Here is a 19,124-nt window from a genome sequence, read left to right on the forward strand (position 1 = left end):
GTCGTCCTTCCTCGTCTCGTCGGCCGCGGGCCCGCTCACGGTGCCCCCTGAGCGGAGAGGGCGTGCTGGGCCAGCATCAGCCGGCACAGCTCGTTGCTGCCCTCGATGATCTCCATCAGCTTGGCGTCCCGGTACGCCCGGGCCACCGCGTGCCCGTCCCGGGACCCGGCCGAGGCCAGGACCTGGACGGCCGTCGCCGCGCCCCGGGCGGCCTGGGTCGCGCTGACGTGCTTGGCCAGTACGGTCGCCACCACCTGGTCCGGCGACCCTTCGTCCCAGCAGCGGCTGGCGTGCTCGCAGACCCGCGCGGCCACCTGCTCGGCCGTGTAGAGGTCGGCGAGGTGCCCGGCGACCAGCTGGTGCTCCGCGAGCGGCCTGCCGAACTGCTCCCGTCCGGCGGCGTGTGCGGTGGCCGCCGCCAGACAGGCCCGCAGGATGCCCACGCACCCCCAGGCGACGGACATCCGCCCGTAGGCCAGCGCGGTCGTCACCAGCAGGGCGGGCGGCAGTCCGTGACCGCCCAGGACGCTGTCGGCCGGCAGCCGGACCCCGTCGAGGTGTACGTCCGCGTGTCCGGCCGCGCGGCAGCCGAGCGGGTCGGCGATCCGCTCGATCCGGACGCCGGGCGTGTCGGCGGGCACCACGACGGCCACCGCGCCGTCCTCGAAGCGGCCGACGATGACCAGCAGGTCGGCGTAGTGGGCGGCGGTCACCCACTTCTTGTGTCCGTCGACGACGACCGCGTCGCCGTCGCGGCGGATGGTCGTCGTCATCGCCGCGAGGTCGCTGCCGGCGCCGGGCTCGCTGAAGCCGACCGCCGCCAGTCCGCCACCGGTCAGCCGGGGGAGGTGGACGGCCGACTGCTCGGCGGTGCCCAGGCGCTGGATGGTCCATGCCGCCATGCCCTGGGAGGTCATCACGCTGCGCAACGAGCTGCACAGGCCGCCCACGTGGGCGGTGTACGCGCCGCTGTGCGTGCTGCTGAGCCCCCAGCCGCCGTACTGCTCCGGGACTTCGGCGCACAGTCGGCCCTCGGCGCCCAGTTCGCGGAGCAGGTCCAGCGGGATGAGACCGGTCCGGTCCCACTCCCCCGCCAGGTCGCCGACCCGCAGGGTGACCGAGGCCATGGCGCCGCTCAGGTCCTCACCCATGCCGGCCCCCGGCGGCGGCCACCCGGAGCCGGTCCACCAGCTCCGCCATCCGCCGCACGGTGCGGAAGTTGTCCAGCCGCAGGTCCGCGCCGCGGACGGCGATGGCGTAGGTCTTCTCCAGGTGCACCACCACCTGCATGGCGAACAGGGACGACAGGCCGCCGGCGTCGAACAGGTCGGTGTCGGCGTCCCAGGCGGTTCCGGTGCGTCCTTCCAGGAATCCCAGCAGTTCCTTCTCCAGGTCGTGGGTGTTGGGCGTGTCCGCTGTGGTCATGGCCGTCTCCTTGTCGGGGTGATCAGGTGTAGTCGTAGAAACCGCGCCCGGACTTGCGGCCCAGTCGGCCCTCGCGGACCAGCCGGAGCAGCAGTTCGGTGGGGCGGCAGCCGTCGTCGCCGGTGCGTTCGTGGAGCACGGTGAGGGAGTCGACGAGGTTGTCGATGCCGATCAGGTCCGCGGTGCGCAGCGGGCCGGTGGGGTGTCCCAGGCAGCCCTGCATCAGGGCGTCGACGTCCTCGGCGGTCGCCGTGCCCTCCTCCACGACCCGGGCCGCGTCGTTGATCATCGGGTGCAGGATGCGGCTGGTCACGAAGCCGGGTGCGTCCCGGACGACCACCGCCCGCCGCCGCAGTGCCGTGAGCAGGGCTGCCACGGCGGCCATCGCGGCGTCCCCGGTCCTGGCGCCGCGGACCACTTCGGCGGTTCCGATCAGGTAGGGCGGGTTCATGAAGTGGGTGCCGACCAGTTCCTCGGGCCGCTCCAGGGCCCCGGCCAGTTCGTCGACGGGGATGGAGGAGGTGTTGGTGATCAGCACGGTTCCGGGCCGGACCAGTCCGGAGACCTCGGACAGGACAGCGGCCTTGATCGCGGCGTTCTCGGTGACCGCCTCGACCACGGCGGTGGCTCCGGCCGCGGCCTTGAGCGAGGTGTCGGTGGCCAGGGTGCCGAGGGCCGTCCCGGCGGGCAGGGCACCCATCAGCTCGGCCAGCCGGAGTTCGCCGTCGATCAGGTCCGCGGCCCGGTCGAGCCGTTCCCGGTCGATGTCGACCAGGTGGACCGGCAGGCCGTGTCCGAGGGCGAGGACGGTGATTCCGACGCCCATCACCCCGGCTCCCAGCACGGTGAGGGCGTGTCGCGGGGGGGAATCGTCGTACGGGGCTGTGGTCAACGGGTTCTCCTTCGTCTTCACAGGTCGTCGGGGGTGCGGAGGGTGGTGCCGAGCCAGTCGGCGACGGTGTCGCCGGTGCTCGCGACATGCTGTTCCATGATCGAGAAGTGGTCTCCGGGAACGTCGACGACGGTGTCGGCACCGGCCCAGGACGAGCGCCAGTCACCGGCTTCGGCGGACGGGCGGCCGAGCGGGGTGGAAGCGCGGACCAGCAGCAGCGGGGCGCGGACCGCCGGGGGTTTCCAGTCGTCGAGCAGGCGGAAGTAGCCGCCCATCGCGGTCAGCCGGGTCCCGTCCATCGGGGCCGCCCGGTCCTCGCGGGCGAACATGCCGCCCAGCAGGACGTCGTTGAACTGGGTGATGCCCTGGTTGTCGGAGAGGTAGGTGTCCAGCAGCACCACGGCCGCCGGGCCCTCGCCGCGCCGCTCCAGCGCGGCGGCCACTCCGTGGGCGAGCGTGCCGCCGGAGGAGGAGCCGGCCAGGACGAGCGTCCGTCCGGGCAGTTCCCGGAGCAGTGTCGTCGCCTGGAAGTCCAGCAGCGCCGACATGTCGGCGGGCAGTTCCTCCTCGGGGGCGAATCCGGGGGCGTCCAGGGCGGCGACGGCATAGCGGTCCCGGAAGCGGGCGGCGAAGCGGGCGTACTGGTGGGCGCCGCCGAGGGCGACGACGGAGCCGAAGCAGACGAGTACGGGGGCGTCGGCGCGCTCGTGCAGGCGCAGCAGCCGCGGGCCGGTGCCGGCGGCCGCGAGGTCGCTGCCGCTGTGGAAGGCCGGGCGCAGGGCGGAGGCGTTCTTGAGCAGGGCGATGCCCTCGTCGATCCGGCCGAGTTCGCAGGCCCGGCGGAACAACACGCTCACCGGGTCGGTGTCGGCGGCGTCGGATGCAGCGGCTCCGGTTCCGGTTGCGGGTGCCGTTCCGGGCCGGGGGGTGTCTTCCGTCCGGGCCTCGGCGGCGAGGCGCGCCGCGAGCGCGGCGGGGGTTCCGCTGTCGAAGACGGCGGAGGGCCGCAACCGCAGTCCGGTGGCGGCGGCCAGCCGGTTGCGGAGCTCGACCGCGGTCAACGAGTCGAATCCGACGGAGAGGAAGGGCACCGTCGCGGACAGCGCCCCGGAGTCCGTGTGGCCGAGGACTTCGGCGGCCTGGGCCAGGACGAGTTCACGCAGGACCAGCTCGCGTTCCTGTGCGTCGGCGGCGGCGTCGAGCCGCTGCCGCAGCACTGCGGCAGCGGTCGGCGTCCTGTTCGCTCCGGTCGTCGCGGTCGGGCTGCGCCGGGCCAGGGAGCGCAGCATCGGGTGCACCTGGCCGTCGCCGCGCACGGTGAGGTCGAGGTGGGCCAGGACGACGGGACTCCCGTCTCCCGGCGGGGCGGCGTCCGCGGCGCACACGGTGTCCAGCAGGGCCATGGCCTCCTCGTCGGAAAGGCCGCGGGCGCCGCGCCGGTCGATGCGCCGCCGTTCGGGGCCGCCGAGCTCCGCCGTCATCCCGCTCACCCGCTCCCAGGGCCCCCAGGCCAGGGACAGGCCGGGGAGCCCGAGCCGTCGGCGTTCCGCGACAAGGGCGTCGAGCGCGGCGTTGGCGGCCGAGTAGGACGCTTGGCCGGGGCTGCCCAGTACGCCCGCGGCGGAGGAGAAGACGACGAACGCGGAGAGGCCCGCTCCGCGCGTCAGCTGGTCGAGGTGGCGGGCGGCGTCGAACTTGGGCCGCAGGACGGCGGTCATCCGCTCCCCCGTCAGCCCGTCCAGCAGACCGTCGTCGAGCACTCCGGCGGTATGGACCACGGCACACAGCGGATGGCGTTCGGGGATGGCCGCCAGGGCGCCGGCGAGCGCCTGACGGTCGGACACATCGCAGCTGAGGGCGGCCATTTCGGCTCCGGCCCCGGCCAGCTCCGCCGTCAGCTCCGGCATGCCGGGGGCGTCGGCGCCGCGGCGGCTCAGCACGAGGAGGTGGCGTACCCCGTGCGCGGCGACCAAATGGCGCGCCAGGACGGCCGCGAGAGCGCCGCCGCCGCTCACCAGTACGGTCCCCTCGGACGGCCCGAACGGGCCGGCCGACCGGTTCGCTGTCGCGGGGGCGGACGCGGAGGTGGTGGCCGTGGCCGTGGTGGCCGGCGGCCGTACGAGTCGGGGCGCGTACAGGACGCCGCCGCGCAGGGCTGCCTGTGGCTCGCCCGTGGCGAGGAGGTCGGCGAGCGCGTCGCCGAGACCGTCCGGGTCCGGCCCTTCGGTGTCCAGCAGCACGAACCGGTCGGGGTGTTCGAGCTGAGCGGCCCTGAGCATGCCCCAGACGGCCGCCGCGCCGAGGTCCGCCGGCCGCGGCTGCGCACCGAGCGGGCCGGTCGCACCCCGGGTGAGCACCACCAGGGGCGTACGGGCGGTGGTGTCGTCGGCCAGGTGGGCCTGGAGGCGCTCCAGGACCCCGGACGCGACCGCGTGCACCGCCGCGTGCACCGCCGCGGGGTCCGCGTCCCGGGCGGGGGCGTCCGCGGTCGCACCGTCCGCGGTCACGGCGTCGGCGGACGGGGGGCAGGTCAGCAGCATCGCGTCGGGTGTCGCGGACAGGGGTTCGGCGGCGAAGGCGGCCGGCAGCAGCCGCTCGTCCCGCGGGCCGAGGAGGCCCCAGCGGGTCACCGGGCGCGGCCCGGGCCCGGCGGTGACCGGTGTCCAGCCGACGTGGAAGACGGAGCCGGAGGACGCCCGCAGTGCGGCGGTGGACGCCGCGCGCAGGGTGAGCGAGCCGACCGTCGCCACGGTACGCCCCGAGGGATCGGTGATCCGCGCGGCGACGGCGTCGGGGCCGTCGGGGCGCAGCCGGACGCGCAGGACCGACGCGTCGGAGGGTTCGATCGCCACGCGCTGCCAGGAGAAGGGCAGCGGGACGCCGTCGGCGGGCTCCGCGGTCGCGGCGCCTTCGCGCAGACCGGTCGTCTGGAGGGCTGCGTCCAGGAGGGCCGGGTGCACTCCGAAGCCGTCCGCTCCGGTGCCGGGGAGGCCGTCGGGCAGGGCCACTTCGGCGTGGACCGCGTCCGTGGTGCGCCATGCGGCGCGCAGGCCCCGGAACGCCGGGCCGTAGGCGACGCCCCGGGTTTCGAGCAGCCCGTACAGTTCGTCCACGTCGAGGGGGACCGCGTCGGGCGGGGGCCACGCGCCGGCCGGTTCGGCCGTGTCGTCCCGGTCGGCCGAGGGGTCCCGGGGGCCGACCGTGCCGGTCGCGTGCCGGGTCCAGGGCGGGTCGGCGGCTCCGGGGGCGGCCTCGGGCCGGGAGTGGAACTCCACCGGGCGCCGCCCCGTGCCGTCCTCGGCACCCACCCGTACGCGCAGTTGCACGGCCTGATCGTCGGGCAGCAGCAGCGGGGCGGCGAGGGTCAGCTCCTCCACGAGGGCGCAGCCGAGGCGGCGGCCCACGTGCGCGGCCAGCTCCACGAGGGCCGCGCCGGGCAGGATCACGGCTCCGGCCACGGCGTGGTCGGCGAGCCAGGGGTGGGTGGCCGAGGAGAGCCGGCCGGTGAAGAGGGTGCCCGCGTCGTCAGGCAGTTCGACCGCGGCGCCGAGCAGCGGGTGGTCCGCGGCGGACTGACCGGTGGCCGCCTGGTCCCGGGCCGCCGGCAGGGCGTCGAGCCAGTAGCGGCGTCGCTGGAAGGCGTAGGTGGGCAGGTCCACCCGCCGGGCGCCGGTTCCCGCGAACAGCCGCTCCCAGTCGACGCGCAGGCCCCGGACGTGTGCCTCGGCGAGCGCGAGCTGGAGTCGGCGGAGCCCTCCGGCCCCGCGCCGCAGGGTGTCGAGCACCAGCGTCTCCGGAGCGCCCGCGTCGGCGGCCGTGTCCTCGATCGCGTACATCAGGGCGGGCTGGGGGCTGGACTCGATGAAGACGCGGTGCCCGGCCGCGAGGAGCGAGCGGGTCGCCCGCTCGAACTCGACGGTCTGCCGGAGGTTGCGGTACCAGTACTCGGCGCCCAGGGACTTCGTGTCCAGCAGGCCGCCGGTCACGCTGGAGTAGTACGGCACCGCACCCGCGAGGGGGGTGATCCCGTCAAGGTCGGAGAGCAGGCGCTCGCGGATCTCCTCCACGTGCGCGGAGTGCGACGCGAAGTCGGTTTCGATGCGAGTCGCCCACACCCCTTCCTCCAGGAGTTCCTCCACCAGGGCCGTGACCGCGTCGGCGTCGCCCGACACCGCCACCGACGACGGGCCGTTCACCGCCGCCACCGAGAGCCGGCCCGCCCACGGGGCGATGCGCTCCCGTGCCACGTCCACCGGCAGGGGCACCGACGCCATCCCGCCACGGCCGGCCAGCGCACCCACCGCACGGGAACGCAACGCGACCACCCGCGCCCCGTCCTCCAGGCTCAGACCACCCGCCACCACGGCCGCGGCGATCTCGCCCTGCGAGTGGCCCACCACCGCGTCCGGAACGACGCCGAACGCACGCCACACCTCCGCCAGCGACACCATCACCGACCAGAGCACCGGCTGCACCACATCGACGCGCGCCAACAGCGCCTCCGAACCCAGCGCCTCCGCCAACGACCAATCCGCGTAAGGCGCCAGAGCCCGCTCGCACTCCGCCATCCGTTCCGCGAACACAGCCGACTCGGCCAACAGCTCCGCGGCCATCCCCACCCACTGCGAACCCTGACCCGGGAACACCAGCACCGAACGGCCCGGGAGCAGCCCGCTGCCGACCGTCACGCCCGCCGCACGCACGCCCCGCGACAGGGCGGCGACACCGGCCAGCAGTTCGCCCCGGTCCGCTCCCACCACCACCGCGCGCTCCGCGAACCGCGAACGCCCCGCCGCCAGCGAATGGCCGACGTCCGTCACGCTCAGGCCCGGTTCCGCCACCACCCGCTCGTACAGCGCTGTCGCCTGGGCGCGCAGCGCATCCGGAGTACGCGCCGACAGGATCCAGGGGACGGCGGCGGGCACCGGTTCCGGCGTGGCGGGCCCGTCGGAAGCCGCCGGGTCGGCCGGGGCCTGTTCGAGGACGACGTGGGCGTTGGTGCCGCTGGCGCCGAAGGAGGACACCCCGGCCCGGCGCGGACGTCCCGTCTCCGGCCAGGGGGCGGCCTCGGTGAGCAGGGAGACGGCTCCCTCGGTCCAGTCGATCTGGGGCGAGGGACGGTCGACGTGCAGGGTGCGCGGCATCACGCCGTGCCGCATCGCGAGCACCGACTTGATCACCCCGCCGACGCCCGCGGCGGCCTGGGTGTGGGACAGGTTGGACTTCAGCGATCCCAGCCGCAACGGCCGCCCGGCGGGCCGGTCCTGCCCGTACGTGGCCAGCAGCGCCTGGGCCTCGATGGGGTCGCCGAGGGTGGTGCCGGTGCCGTGCGCCTCCACCATGTCCACCTCGGACGGGGCGAGTCCGGCACGGGCGAGTGCCTCGTTGATGACGCGCTGCTGCGCGGGCCCGTTCGGAGCGGTCAGCCCGTTGCTGGCGCCGTCCTGGTTGACGGCCGAGCCGCGGATGACGGCCAGGACGGGATGCCCCGCGCGCCGGGCGTCGGAGAGCCGTTCCAGCAGGAGCAGGCCCAGGCCCTCCCCGAACCCGGCTCCGTCCGCCGCGGACGAGAAGGACTTGCTGCGCCCGTCGGGCGCCAGGCCGCGCTGGCGGCTGAATCCGACGTACAGGCCGGGGGTGGACATCACGGTCACCCCTCCGGCCAGGGCGAGGGTGGTGTCGCCGGAGCGCAGCCCCTGGCAGGCGAGGTGGACGGCGACCAGGGAGGACGAGCAGGCGGTGTCCAGGGTGACCGCCGGGCCTTCCAGGCCCAGGGTGTAGGCGATCCGGCCCGAGGCGACGCTGGGGATGGTACCGGTGCCGAGGAAGCCTTCCACTTCGTCGGGCACCCGGCCGAGCCGGGACCCGTATTCGCTGTAGATCACTCCGGTGTAGACGCCGGTGCGGCTGCCGCGCAGGGTCGTCGGGTCGATGCCCGCGCGTTCCACCGCCTCCCAGGACGCTTCCAGCAGCAGCCGCTGCTGCGGGTCCATGGCCAGGGCCTCGCGCGGAGAGATGCCGAAGAAGCCGGGGTCGAAGCCGGTCGCGTCGTGCAGGAAGCCGCCTTCACGGACGTAGAAGGTGCCGGGGGCGTCGGGGTCGGCGTCGAAGCCGCCCTCGACGTCCCAGCCGCGGTCGGTGGGGAACGGCGAGACCGCGTCGCGTTCCTTGAGCAGCAGCTCCCACAGGTCTTCCGGGGTGCGTACGCCGCCGGGGTAGCGGCAGCTCATCGCCACGATGGCGATGGGCTCGGCGGAGTCGTCGCGGAGCCGTCGGTTCTCCTGCCGCAGGCGCTGGTTGTCCAGCAGCGAGGCACGCAGGGCGGCGACCACCTGGTCCGTGTCGGTGGGCATGGGGTCGGGCTTCTCCTTCTGCGACTGTCGGTCAGTCACGTTCTGCGGCTGTCGGTCAGTCACGTTCGCCGTCCAGGGCCATCCGGACGAGTTCGTCGACGGCCATGCCGTGGATGTCGGCGGCGGGAGCCGGTGTCTGCGGTCGGTCGGCGAGGTCCAGGAGCGCGTCGAGGAGACCGGCCCGACGCAGTGCGGCGGGCGGGATCGCGGCGAGCAGGGAGCTGATCTCGTGGTCCTCGCGGTCCACCCGGCGCGGCGCCCCGGCGGCCTTCCCGGTGGCGGCGGGGCCGCCCGGCCCGTCGGGTACCAGGCGCCGGGAGAGGTAGGCGGCGACGGCGGCCGGGGTGGGGTGGTCGAAGACCAGGGTCGCGGGCAGCCGGCGGCCGGTGGCGGCGCTGAGCCGGTTGCGGAGTTCAACGGAGGTGAGCGAGTCGAAGCCGAGGTCCTTGAACGCCTGGTCCGGGTCGACGGCCGCGGCTCCGCCGTGGCCGAGGACGTCGGCGCTCCGGCTCCGTACCAGGTCGAGCAGGGTGGCCACGCGTTCCTCCGGGGCGAGGGCGGTCAGCCGGCGGCGCAGCGAGTCCGCTTCGGCGGCGTCCGCCCCGGAGGCGGGGCGGCGTGCGGTGCCGGGGACCAGGGCGGAGAGCAGGGCCGGGACGGGTGCGGTCCGGGCCGCCGTCCGGAGCCGGCCGAGGTCGATCTTGACCGGGACGAGCAGCGGTTCGTCCAGGGTGAGCGCCGCGTCGAACAGTGCCAGACCTTCTTCGCTGCCGATGGCCGCCGTGCCTCCCCGGGACATCCGCCGCAGGTCAGCGGCGGTGAGCGTGCCGGTCATGGTGCTGCGGCGCGCCCACAGGCCCCAGGCGAGTGACTGGGCGGGCAGCCTCAGGGCCCGGCGGTGCTGGGCGAGCGCGTCGAGGAAGGCGTTGGCGGCCGCATAGTTGCCCTGCCCGGCGTTGCCGACCGTGGCGGAGGCGGAGGAGAACAGGACGAAGGCCGACAGCGGCAGATCACGGGTGAGGGCGTGCAGGTTGAGGGCCGCGTCGACCTTCGGCCGCAGTACGTGGCGCATCCGCCCGGGGGTCAGCGACTCGACCGTCCCGTCATCCAGGACGCCGGCCGCGTGGACGACCGCGCTCAGCGGACGGCCGGCGGGGATGTCGGCGAGCAGGGCGGCGAGCGCGTCCCGGTCGGCGACGTCACAGGCCTCCACGTCCACCCGGGCGCCGAGTCCGCGCAGTTCGGCGGCGAGGTCGGCCAGGCCCGGGGCGTCCATGCCGCGCCGGCCGACGAGCAGCAGGTTCCGTACGCCGTGCGTGGTCACGAGGTGCTGTGCCACCAGGCCGCCGAGCGCGCCGCCGGCCCCGGTGACGAGGACGGTTCCCCCGGTCGCGGAGATACCGGACGGTGTGTCCGGGGCCGGGGCCGGGAGCGCGTCCGTGCCCGGGTTCGGGTCCGTGGCGAGGGTGGCCCTGGTGAGGCGGGCGGCGAGGAGTTGTCCGGCGCGTATCGCCAGTTGGGGTTCCGTTCCGGCCAGTGCCCGGGGCAGCAGGCCGGTCACGGCGTCCGGGTCGTCGGTGTCGATCAGCAGGAAGCGGTCCGGGTGCTCGGACTGGGCGGAGCGGACGAGGCCGCGGACCGCGGCGCCGGTGAGGTCGGTGACCTCCTCGCCGGCGGCCGTGGAGACCGCGCCCCGGGTGACGAGGACGAGCCGGGTGCCGTCGTCCCACCGCGGGTCGGCCAGCCAGTCCTGGACGAGCCGCAGGGCGTCGTCCAGTGCGGTGTGCACGGATGCGGCCTCGGGCGGGGACGGGAGGTCCGGGGCGCGGTCGCACCAGGCCAGCACCGCTGCGGGCGACGGTGCTCCCCCCTCCAGCGCGGCACCGAGCGCGGCCAGGTCCGGATGGCCGTCCGGGAAGAGCTCCTGGCCCCCGAGGACAGCGACGTGCCCGAGGGGCTCGGCAGGTGCGGTGGCGGGCGCCGCCGACCACTGCACCCGGTAGAGGGATTCCGGGCCGCCGCCCGGGCGGAGGGCGTCGAGGTCGATCGGGCGGACGGCGAGCGCCTCGACCGACGCGACCGGGAGGCCGTTCGGGTCGGTCGCGTCGATCGACACCGACCCGTCCGGCCGGAAGCCGAGCCGCACCCTGAGCGCGGTGGCACCGGAGGCGTGCAGCCTGACCCCGCTCCAGGAGAACGGCAGTCCGGCGGACGGTCGGTCCGGGCCCGGTTCGCTCTCCGGCCGAGCGCGCAGGAACAGCCCCTGGAGGGCGGCGTCCAGGAGGGCGGGGTGCACACCGAAGGCGGAGGCGGACCGGTGCTGGTCCTCGGGCAGGCGAACCTCGGTGAAGATCTCCTCGCCCCGGCGCCAGGCGGTGGTGAGCCCGCGGAAGGCGGGGCCGTAGCCGTAACCGGAGGTGTGGAACCGCTCGTACAGGTCGTCGACGGGGATCGGGACGGCGCCGGGCGGGGGCCAGGAGCCGGCGTCGTCCGGTCCGGGTGCGGGCGACGGCTCGTGGGTCGTGGCGTCGGCGGTGAGTGCGCCGGTCGCGTGCGCGGTCCAGGTCGGGGTCGCCGCGTCCTCGCGGCAGGAGAACACGTCCAGGGAGCGGCTGCCGTGGGCGTCCGCCGCGCCGACCCGCACCTGCAGGCGAACGGCGGTGTCGGCGGGTATCAACAGCGGTGACTGGAGCGTCAGTTCCTCCACCGTGCGGCATCCGGCCTCGTCCGCGGCGCGTACCGCGAGCTCCGCGAAGGCCGCGCCGGGCAGCAGGACCGTACCGGCCACGGCGTGGTCGGCGAGCCAGGGGTGGGTACGCAGCGACAGCCTTCCGCTGAGCAGCAGTTCACCCGTGTCGGCCAGCTCGACGGCCGCTCCGAGGACGGGGTGGTCGGTCGGGTCGAGCCCGGCCGAGCCCACATCGGCCGCCGCGGTGGACGCCGGCTCGGGCCAGTAGCGGGTGCGTTGGAAGGCGTACGTCGGCAGCTCGACGCGCCGCGCCCCCGGGAACGCACCCGACCAGTCCACCCCCAGCCCCCGCTCCCACGCACGACCCACCGCACGCAGCACCTGCTCCAGGCCGCCCTCCCCACGGCGCAACGTCCCCAGCACCGCGGCATCCGCACCGGCGGCCTCCACCGACTCCCCCACCGCGACCGACAGCACCGCATGCGCGCTCGGCTCCACGAAGAACCGGAAACCCTCCCCCAACAGAGCTTCCGTGGCCCGCCCGAACTCCACCGTCTCCCGCAGGTTCCGGTACCAGTACCCGGCGTCCAACGCCTTGGTGTCCAACCAGCCACCCGTCACCGTCGAGAAGAACGGCACCGAAGCGGAGAGCGGGGTGATGCCCTCCAGGTCGGACAGCAGGCGCTCGCGGATCTCCTCCACGTGCGAGGAGTGCGACGCGTAGTCCACCTCGATCAGACGCGCCCGCACACCCTCCGCGACCAGTTCTTCCACCAGGGCCGTGACCGCGTCCGCGTCACCCGACACCACCGTCGACGACGGACCGTTCACCGCCGCCACCGACAACCGGCCCACCCACGGGGCAATCCGCTCCCGCACCGCATCCACCGGCAGAGGCAACGACGCCATCCCACCCCGACCCGCCAGCACCCTTATCGCGCGGGAACGCAACGCCACCACCCGCGCCCCGTCCTCCAGACTCAGACCACCCGCCACACAAGCAGCAGCGATCTCACCCTGCGAATGACCCACCACCGCGTCCGGAACAACACCGAACGAACGCCACACCTCCGCCAACGACACCATCACCGCCCACAGCACCGGCTGCACCACATCCACCCGCGCCAACAGCGCCTCGGAACCCAACGCCTCCGTCAACGACCAGTCCACGTACGGCGCCAGAGCCCGACCACACTCCGCCATCCGTCCCGCGAACACCTCCGACCCGGACAGCAACCCCGCAGCCATCCCCACCCACTGCGAACCCTGACCCGGAAACACCAACACCACACGACCGTCGACCGGGCGGCCGCCGTCCCACGCTCCCGAGTCGTCGTCGGCCATCTGGCCCAGCAGGGCGCGGAGTTGCTCCTGGTCCCCGATCAGTGCCTTCCGGTACTCGAAAGCGGTGCGCGCGTGCAGGGCGGACCCGACGTCGCGCGGGTCGGGTCCGGGGCCGCCGTCGAGGTGGCGGCGCAGACGGTCGGCCTGGAAGCGCAGTGCCCGCGGGCTCTTCGCCGACAGCAGCCAGGGCACCGCCGGCAGGGGGGTGCGCTCGGCCGGCGGGCCGTCGTCCTCCAGGGGGGTGTGTTCGAGGATGGCGTGGACGTTGGTGCCGCTCAGGCCGAAGGAGGACACCCCGGCCCGGAAGGGGCGACCGTGGGACGGCCAGGGCTGCTGCTCGGTCGCGAGGGCCAGCGCTCCGCGCGTCCAGTCGACGTGGCCGGAGGGCCTGCCGACGTGCAGGGTGCGGGGCACCTGCCCGTGGTGCATGGACAGCACCGTCTTGATGACCCCGGCCACACCCGATGCCGCCTGGGCGTGGCCGAGGTTGGACTTGAGGGAGCCGACCAGCAGGGGCCGGTCGGCGGCCCGGTCCTGGCCGTAGGTGGCCAGCAGGGCCTGGGCTTCGATGGGGTCGCCGAGGGTGGTGCCGGTGCCGTGCGCCTCCACCACGTCCACCTCGGACGCCGTCAGGCCCGCGTCCGCCAGCGCCGCACGGATCACCCGCTGCTGCGACGGGCCGTTGGGGGCGGAGAGCCCGTTGCTGGCGCCGTCCTGGTTGACGGCGGAGCCGCGCACCACCGCCAGTACCGGATGCCCGTTGCGGCGGGCGTCCGACAGCCGCTCCAGCAGCAGGACGCCGACGCCCTCGCCCATGCCCATGCCGTCCGCGTCGTCCGAGAAGGCCTTGCAGCGGCCGTCCTCGGCGAGTCCCCGCTGACGGGAGAAGCTGATCAGGGCGCCGGGGGTCGCCATCACGGCGACGCCGCCGACCAGGGCGAGGGAGCAGTCACCGCCGCGCAGCGCCCGGCCTGCAAGGTGCATGGCGACGAGTGAGGAGGAGCAGGCCGTGTCGATGGTCACCGCGGGGCCTTCGAGGCCCAGGGTGTAGGCGACCCGGCCGGATACGACGCTGGGCGCGCTGCCGGTGAGCAGGTGGCCGTCTCCTTCCTCCGACCGGGCGACGACGGCCGCGTAGTCGGCGTAGTTGACGCCGGTGAACACTCCGGTGCGGCTGCCGCGCAGGGCGGCCGGGTCGATGGCGGCGCGTTCGATCGCCTCCCAGGTGGTTTCCAGGAGCAGCCGCTGCTGGGGGTCCATGGCCAGGGCTTCGCGCGGCGAGATGCCGAAGAACTCGGCGTCGAAGTCGGCGGCGTCGTGGAGGAAGCCGCCCCGCCGGGTGGTCGAGGTGCCGGGGCGGTCGGGGTCGGGGTCGTAGAGGGCTTCGATGTCCCAGCCGCGGTCGGTGGGGAGGTCCGAGACGGCGTCGCCACCGTCGGCGAGCAGGCGCCACAGGTCTTCGGGGGTGCCGATGCCGCCGGGGAAGCGGCAGGCCATGGACACGATCGCGATCGGCTCGTCGTCGGGCGCGGGCGGGTGCGCGGCGGCGTCCGGGTCGGAGGGGCGCGGCTCGGTGGCCTGCCGGCCGAGCAGTTCGGCGCGGATCTCCCGGGCGAGCGCGGTGGACGACGGGTGGTCGAAGATCAGGGTGGACGGCAGCCGCAGTCCGGTGGCGGTGTTGAGCCGGTTGCGGAGTTCGACCGCGGTGAGGGAGGCGAAGCCCAGGTCCTGGAAGGCCATGCCGGGCCGGATCGCGTCCACCGTGGGATGGCCGAGGACGGCCGCCGCGTGGGTGCGGACCAGATCGAGCAGCAGGCGGTGCTGTTCGGGTTCGCCGAGGGCGGCGAGCCGTTGGCGCAGCAGTGCGGCGGCGGGTGCCACCGTGTCGCCGGTCGCGGCCTCCAGGGCACGGCGGGCCTCGGGGATGCCGGTGAGCAGCGGGCTGGGGCGGGTGGAGGTGAAGACGGCGGCGAACCGCTCCCAGTCGACGTCGGCGACCGCGAGTACGGTCTCGTCGTCGTCCAGTGCCTGTTGCAGGGCGTGGACCGCGAGGTCGGGGGCGATCCGGGGCAGGCCGTGCTGCTCCAGTTTGAACAGGTCGGCGTCCGCTCCGGCGACGCGGTCCTGCCAGGGGTTCTCGGCCTGCCAGATGCCCCAGTCGACGGTGGTGGCGGTGAGGCCGCGGGCCCGGCGGTGCTGGGCCAGGGCGTCGAGGTAGGCGTTGGCCGCGGCGTACGCGCCGTGGTCGCCGCTGCCCCAGACTCCGGCGATCGAGGCGAACAGGACGAAGGCGTCGAGTTCGCGGTCGAGCAGGGCGTCGAGGTGTTCGGCGCCGGCGGCCTTGGCGGCGACGATCTGTTCGAACGCGGACATCGGTGTGCCGTCCAGGGGGGCGAGCGCGACGAAGGCGGCCGCGTGGACGACCGCGGTGACCGGGTCACCCGCCGCCTCCAGGCCGGTGAGCAGCGCCGCTACGGCCTGACGGTCCGCCAGGTCGCAGACGGGCAGGGTCAGTCGTACGCCGAGGGCGGCCAGTTCCGCGGCGAGTTCGGCCGCGCCGGGTGCCTGGGGGCCGCGGCGGCCGGGCAGGACGAGGTGGGTGGCGCCGCCGCGGGCCAGCCAGCGGGCGAGGTGCGGGCCGACGGCTCCGGTGCCGCCGGTCAGCAGGACGGTGCCGCGGGGCTTCCAGTGCGTCGTACGGCCGTCGTTCCGGGGGGCGCGCCGGAGGCGGCGGGCCAGGAGGCCGGTGGGGCGCAGGGCGAGCTGGTCCTCGCGGCCGACGCCGGCCGTGCCGGTGCCGGGGCCGCCGCCGGTGGCCGTCAGTACAGCGGCGAGCCGGGCCCTGGCGCGGGCGTCGAGGTCCGGCGGCAGGTCGATGAGTCCGCCCCAACGGGCGGACAGTTCCAGCGCGGCCACCAGTCCGGTGCCCCAGACCAGTGCCTGGCGGGGGTGGGTGACGAGGTCGTCCGGGCCCGTGGAGACCGCCCCGGTGGTGGCGCACCAGAGGGGTGCGGTGACGGCGAGGTCGCCCAGGGCCTGCACCAGGGCGACGGTGAGTGCCGTCCCGGTGGGCAGGGCCGGGTGGTCGGAGTGGGGCTGGTCGGCGGCGGCCAGCAGCGACAGCACGCCCGTCGGGACGCGGTCGCCGAGGGCGGTGGCGAGCGTGTCCGCGAGGTCGGTGCGGCGGACGGCGTCGGCCGTGAGTGCGGCCGTGACGACGGTGGCGCCCGCTTCGGCGAGGGCGAGCAGCGGGCCGCGCACCCGTGCGTCGTCCTCGTGTCCGGCGGGCAGGACGACGAGCCAGGTTCCGGCGGCGGCGGGCGTGGCGGCCGGCGGGTCGGGCATCGGCTGCCAGCCGATGCGGTAGCGCCAGGAGTCGATGACGCTCTCGTCGCGCCGCTGCTGGCGCCAGCCGCGCAGGGCCGGCAGGACGGGGGCGAGGGCGTCCTCGTCGACGGCGAGGTGGGCGGCGATCTCGGCCGGGGCGTCGTGGTCGACCATGTGCCAGAAGGCCGTGTCGTGCGGGTCGGCGGCGGCCGGTCCGGTGTCCGGCACCGCCTCCGGCTCCAGCCAGTAGCGCCGCAGCTGGAAGGGGTACCCGGGCAGGGCGGTCGGGCGGGCACCGGTGCCGGCGTACACCACGGACCAGTCGACGGCCGCGCCCGCCACCCACAGTTCGGCGGCCGAGCGCAGGGCCCGGCGCAGTCCGCCCTCGTCGCGGCGCAGGGTGCCGACGACCACGGGAGGCTCCGCGGCGCCGGTGGCCTCGGCGGTGTCCTGGAGGGCCATGGTCAGCACCGGGTGCGGCGACACCTCGACGAAGACCTCGTGGCCCTGCTCGACCAGGGAGCGTACGGCCGCCTCGAAGCGGACGGTCCCGCGGAGGTTGCGGTACCAGTAGTCGGCGTCCATGGCCGTGGTGTCGAGCCGGTCTCCGGTGACGGTGGAGAACAGCGGGACCCGGGCCGGGAGCGGGCGTACGCCGGCCAGCGCCGCCAGCACCTCGGACCTGATCCGTTCGACCTGGGCCGAGTGCGAGGCGTAGTCCACGGGTACGGACCGCGCCCGTACGCCCTGTGCGTCGCAGTGGGCGAGCAGTTCGGCCAGGGCCCGGGTCTCCCCCGAGACCACCACGGCGGCGGGCCCGTTGACGGCCGCCACCGACAGCTTCCCGGCCCAGGGGGCGATCTCGGCGCGGACCCGGTCCTCGGGCAGGGACACCGCGACCATGCCGCCGAGTCCGGCCAGCGCCCGGATGGCCCGGCTGCGCAGGGCGACGACCTTCGCCCCGTCCTCCAGGCTCAGCGCTCCCGCGACCACGGCGGCGGCGATCTCTCCCTGGCTGTGCCCGACGACGGCGTCGGGCCGGACGCCCCAGGACTCCCAGTGCGCGGCCAGTGACACCATCACCGCCCACAACACCGGCTGCACCACGTCCACCCGTTCCAGGGAGGGTGCGCCGGGCGCGCCCTCCAGGACGGCGGGGAGCCGCCAGTCGACATGGGCGGAGAGGGCGGCGTCGCAGGCGACGAGGCGGTCCCGGAAGACGGGGCTGGTGGCGAGCAGGTCCCGGGCCATGCCGGCCCACTGGGAGCCCTGGCCCGGGAACACCAGTGCCGTCCGGCCCTCGACGACCCGGCCGGTGCCCACGACGACGTCAGCGGGCGTGGCCGGGGCGGGAGCCGGGGCCGGGCCGGTGGGGTGGTCCGTGCCCGGCCCGGACAGGGCGGCGAGCCCGTTCAGCAGTGCGGGGTGCCCGTCGCCGATCACGACGGCCCGGTGTTCGAAGGCGGACCGGGTGGTCGCCAGCGAGAACCCGATGTCGGCCGGCCGTGCGGGCGCGTCCGTGGCGAGCCGGGCGCGCAGCCGGGCCGCCTGGTCCCCGAGCGCGGACGCGGTGCGGCCGGACAGCACCCAGGGCAGCACGGCCCCGGGCGCGCCCGGCCCGGCCACGGTGTCCGGCCCGTCGGTCACCGCTTCCGGTCCGTCGGCCGGTTCCGGCTCCGGTGCCTGTTCGAGGACGACGTGCGCATTGGTGCCGCTCATGCCGAACGAGGACACCCCGGCCCGGCGCGGCCGGTCGACGGCGGGCCAGTCGCGGGCCTCGGTGAGGAGTTCGACGGCGCCCGAGGACCACTCGGCGTGCGGGGTGGGCGCGTCCACGTGCAGGGTGCGCGGCAGGACACCGTGCCGCAGCGCGAGGACCGTCTTGATGACCCCGGCGACCCCGGCGGCGGCCTGGGTGTGCCCGATGTTCGACTTCAGCGACCCCAGCCACAGCGGACGCCCGGCGGGCCGGTCCTGACCGTACGTGGCCAGCAGCGCGTCGGCCTCGATCGGGTCGCCGAGGATGGTGCCCGTGCCGTGCGCCTCCACCATGTCCACCTCGGACGCCGTCAGCCCCGCGTCCGCGAGCGCCGCCCGGATCACCCGCTGCTGGGAGGGGCCGTTGGGGGCGGTCAGGCCGTTGCTGGCGCCGTCCTGGTTGATCGCCGACCCGCGCAGCACGGCCAGCACCGTACGGCCGTTGCGGCGCGCGTCCGACAGCCGCTCCAGCAGCAGCATCCCCACGCCCTCGCCCCAGCCGGTGCCGTCCGCGGCCGCCGCGAACGGCTTGCAGCGGCCGTCGGGGGACATCGCGCCCTGCCGGCTGAACTCGACGAACACCGCCGGCAGCGCCATCACGCTGACCCCGCCGGCGAGGGCAAGCGAGCACTCACCGGCCCGCAGGGCCCGCGCCGCGAGGTGCAGCGCCACCAGCGAGGCCGAACAGGCGGTGTCCACGGTGACGGCGGGACCTTCGAGACCGAGCGCGTAGGACACCCGCCCGGACATCACGCTCATCGAGTTCCCCGTCATCAGGAACCCCTGGACGGCTTCGGCGGCGCCGGAGCCCAGCGTCGCGTACCCCTGGTCGATGGCCGCGGCGTACACCCCGGTACGGCTGCCCCGCAGGGTGAGCGGGTCGATGCCGGCCTGCTCGACGGCCTCCCAGGACGCCATCAGCAGAAGCCGCTGCTGCGGGTCCATCGCGACCGCCTCACGGGGCGAGATGCCGAAGAACCCCGGGTCGAAGTCCGCCGCGCCGTCCAGGAACGCCCCCTGCCCGGGGACCGTGCCGCCGGACGGCCAGGCGGTCTCCCAGCCCCGGTCGCCGGGGGCGGGCGCGATGGTGTCGCGGCCTTCGACGAGCAGTTCCCACAGGTCCTCCGGGGTGCCGACACCGCCGGGGAAGCGGCAGCTCATCGACACGATCGCGATCGGCTCGCTCGTGCGCGCCTCGGCCTCCCGGAGCCGCTGCCGGGTGTCCCGCAGGTCGATGGTCACCCGGTTGAGGTAGTCGCGCATCCTCTGGTCGCTCACTGGACACCGCTGCTTTCGTCTCGGGCTGCTCGGGTCTCGTCTCGGGCTGCGCGGGGTG

5 protein-coding genes are annotated in these 19,124 nt (G+C 75.2%); all 5 read right to left on the bottom strand.

Going from position 1 to position 19,124, the window contains the following annotated elements; all coding sequences use genetic code 11:
* Positions 1 to 35 precede the first annotated feature (35 nt).
* From ABZW10_RS07385 to ABZW10_RS07405, 5 genes are read right to left on the bottom strand one after another with little or no spacing between them, the layout of a single operon-like run.
* On the bottom strand, positions 36 to 1,151 hold the full coding sequence (locus tag ABZW10_RS07385) for an acyl-CoA dehydrogenase family protein (RefSeq protein WP_355361300.1): 1,116 nt from the start codon (positions 1,149 to 1,151) through the stop codon (positions 36 to 38).
* A complete protein-coding gene (locus tag ABZW10_RS07390; protein WP_355361302.1) occupies positions 1,144 to 1,425 on the bottom strand; it encodes an acyl carrier protein in 282 nt (93 codons plus the stop codon). The genes ABZW10_RS07385 and ABZW10_RS07390 overlap by 8 nt, the downstream gene beginning before the upstream one ends.
* A 22-nt stretch (positions 1,426 to 1,447) precedes the next feature.
* A complete protein-coding gene (locus ABZW10_RS07395) occupies positions 1,448 to 2,317 on the bottom strand; it encodes a 3-hydroxyacyl-CoA dehydrogenase family protein (RefSeq protein WP_355361304.1) in 870 nt (289 codons plus the stop codon).
* A gap of 17 nt (positions 2,318 to 2,334) precedes the next feature.
* Positions 2,335 to 8,670 carry a type I polyketide synthase gene (locus ABZW10_RS07400; protein WP_355361306.1) on the bottom strand — a complete coding sequence of 2,112 codons (6,336 nt, stop codon included), beginning with the start codon at positions 8,668 to 8,670 and terminating at the stop codon, positions 2,335 to 2,337.
* Between the two features lie 55 nt (positions 8,671 to 8,725).
* Positions 8,726 to 19,051 carry a type I polyketide synthase gene (locus tag ABZW10_RS07405; protein WP_355361543.1) on the bottom strand — a complete coding sequence of 3,442 codons (10,326 nt, stop codon included), beginning with the start codon at positions 19,049 to 19,051 and terminating at the stop codon, positions 8,726 to 8,728.
* Positions 19,052 to 19,124: the final 73 nt, after the last annotated feature.

Source organism: Kitasatospora sp. NPDC004723, from assembly GCF_040609255.1.
Taxonomy (GTDB): Bacteria; Actinomycetota; Actinomycetes; order Streptomycetales; family Streptomycetaceae; genus Kitasatospora.

Coding starts and splice junctions, on each gene's coding strand:
- ABZW10_RS07385 (WP_355361300.1), bottom strand. CDS start 1,151: ATGGGTGAGGACCTGAGCGGCGCCATGGCCTCGGTCACCCTGCGGGTC.
- ABZW10_RS07400 (WP_355361306.1), bottom strand. CDS start 8,670: ATGCCCACCGACACGGACCAGGTGGTCGCCGCCCTGCGTGCCTCGCTG.
- ABZW10_RS07405 (WP_355361543.1), bottom strand. CDS start 19,051: ATGCGCGACTACCTCAACCGGGTGACCATCGACCTGCGGGACACCCGG.
- ABZW10_RS07390 (WP_355361302.1), bottom strand. CDS start 1,425: ATGACCACAGCGGACACGCCCAACACCCACGACCTGGAGAAGGAACTG.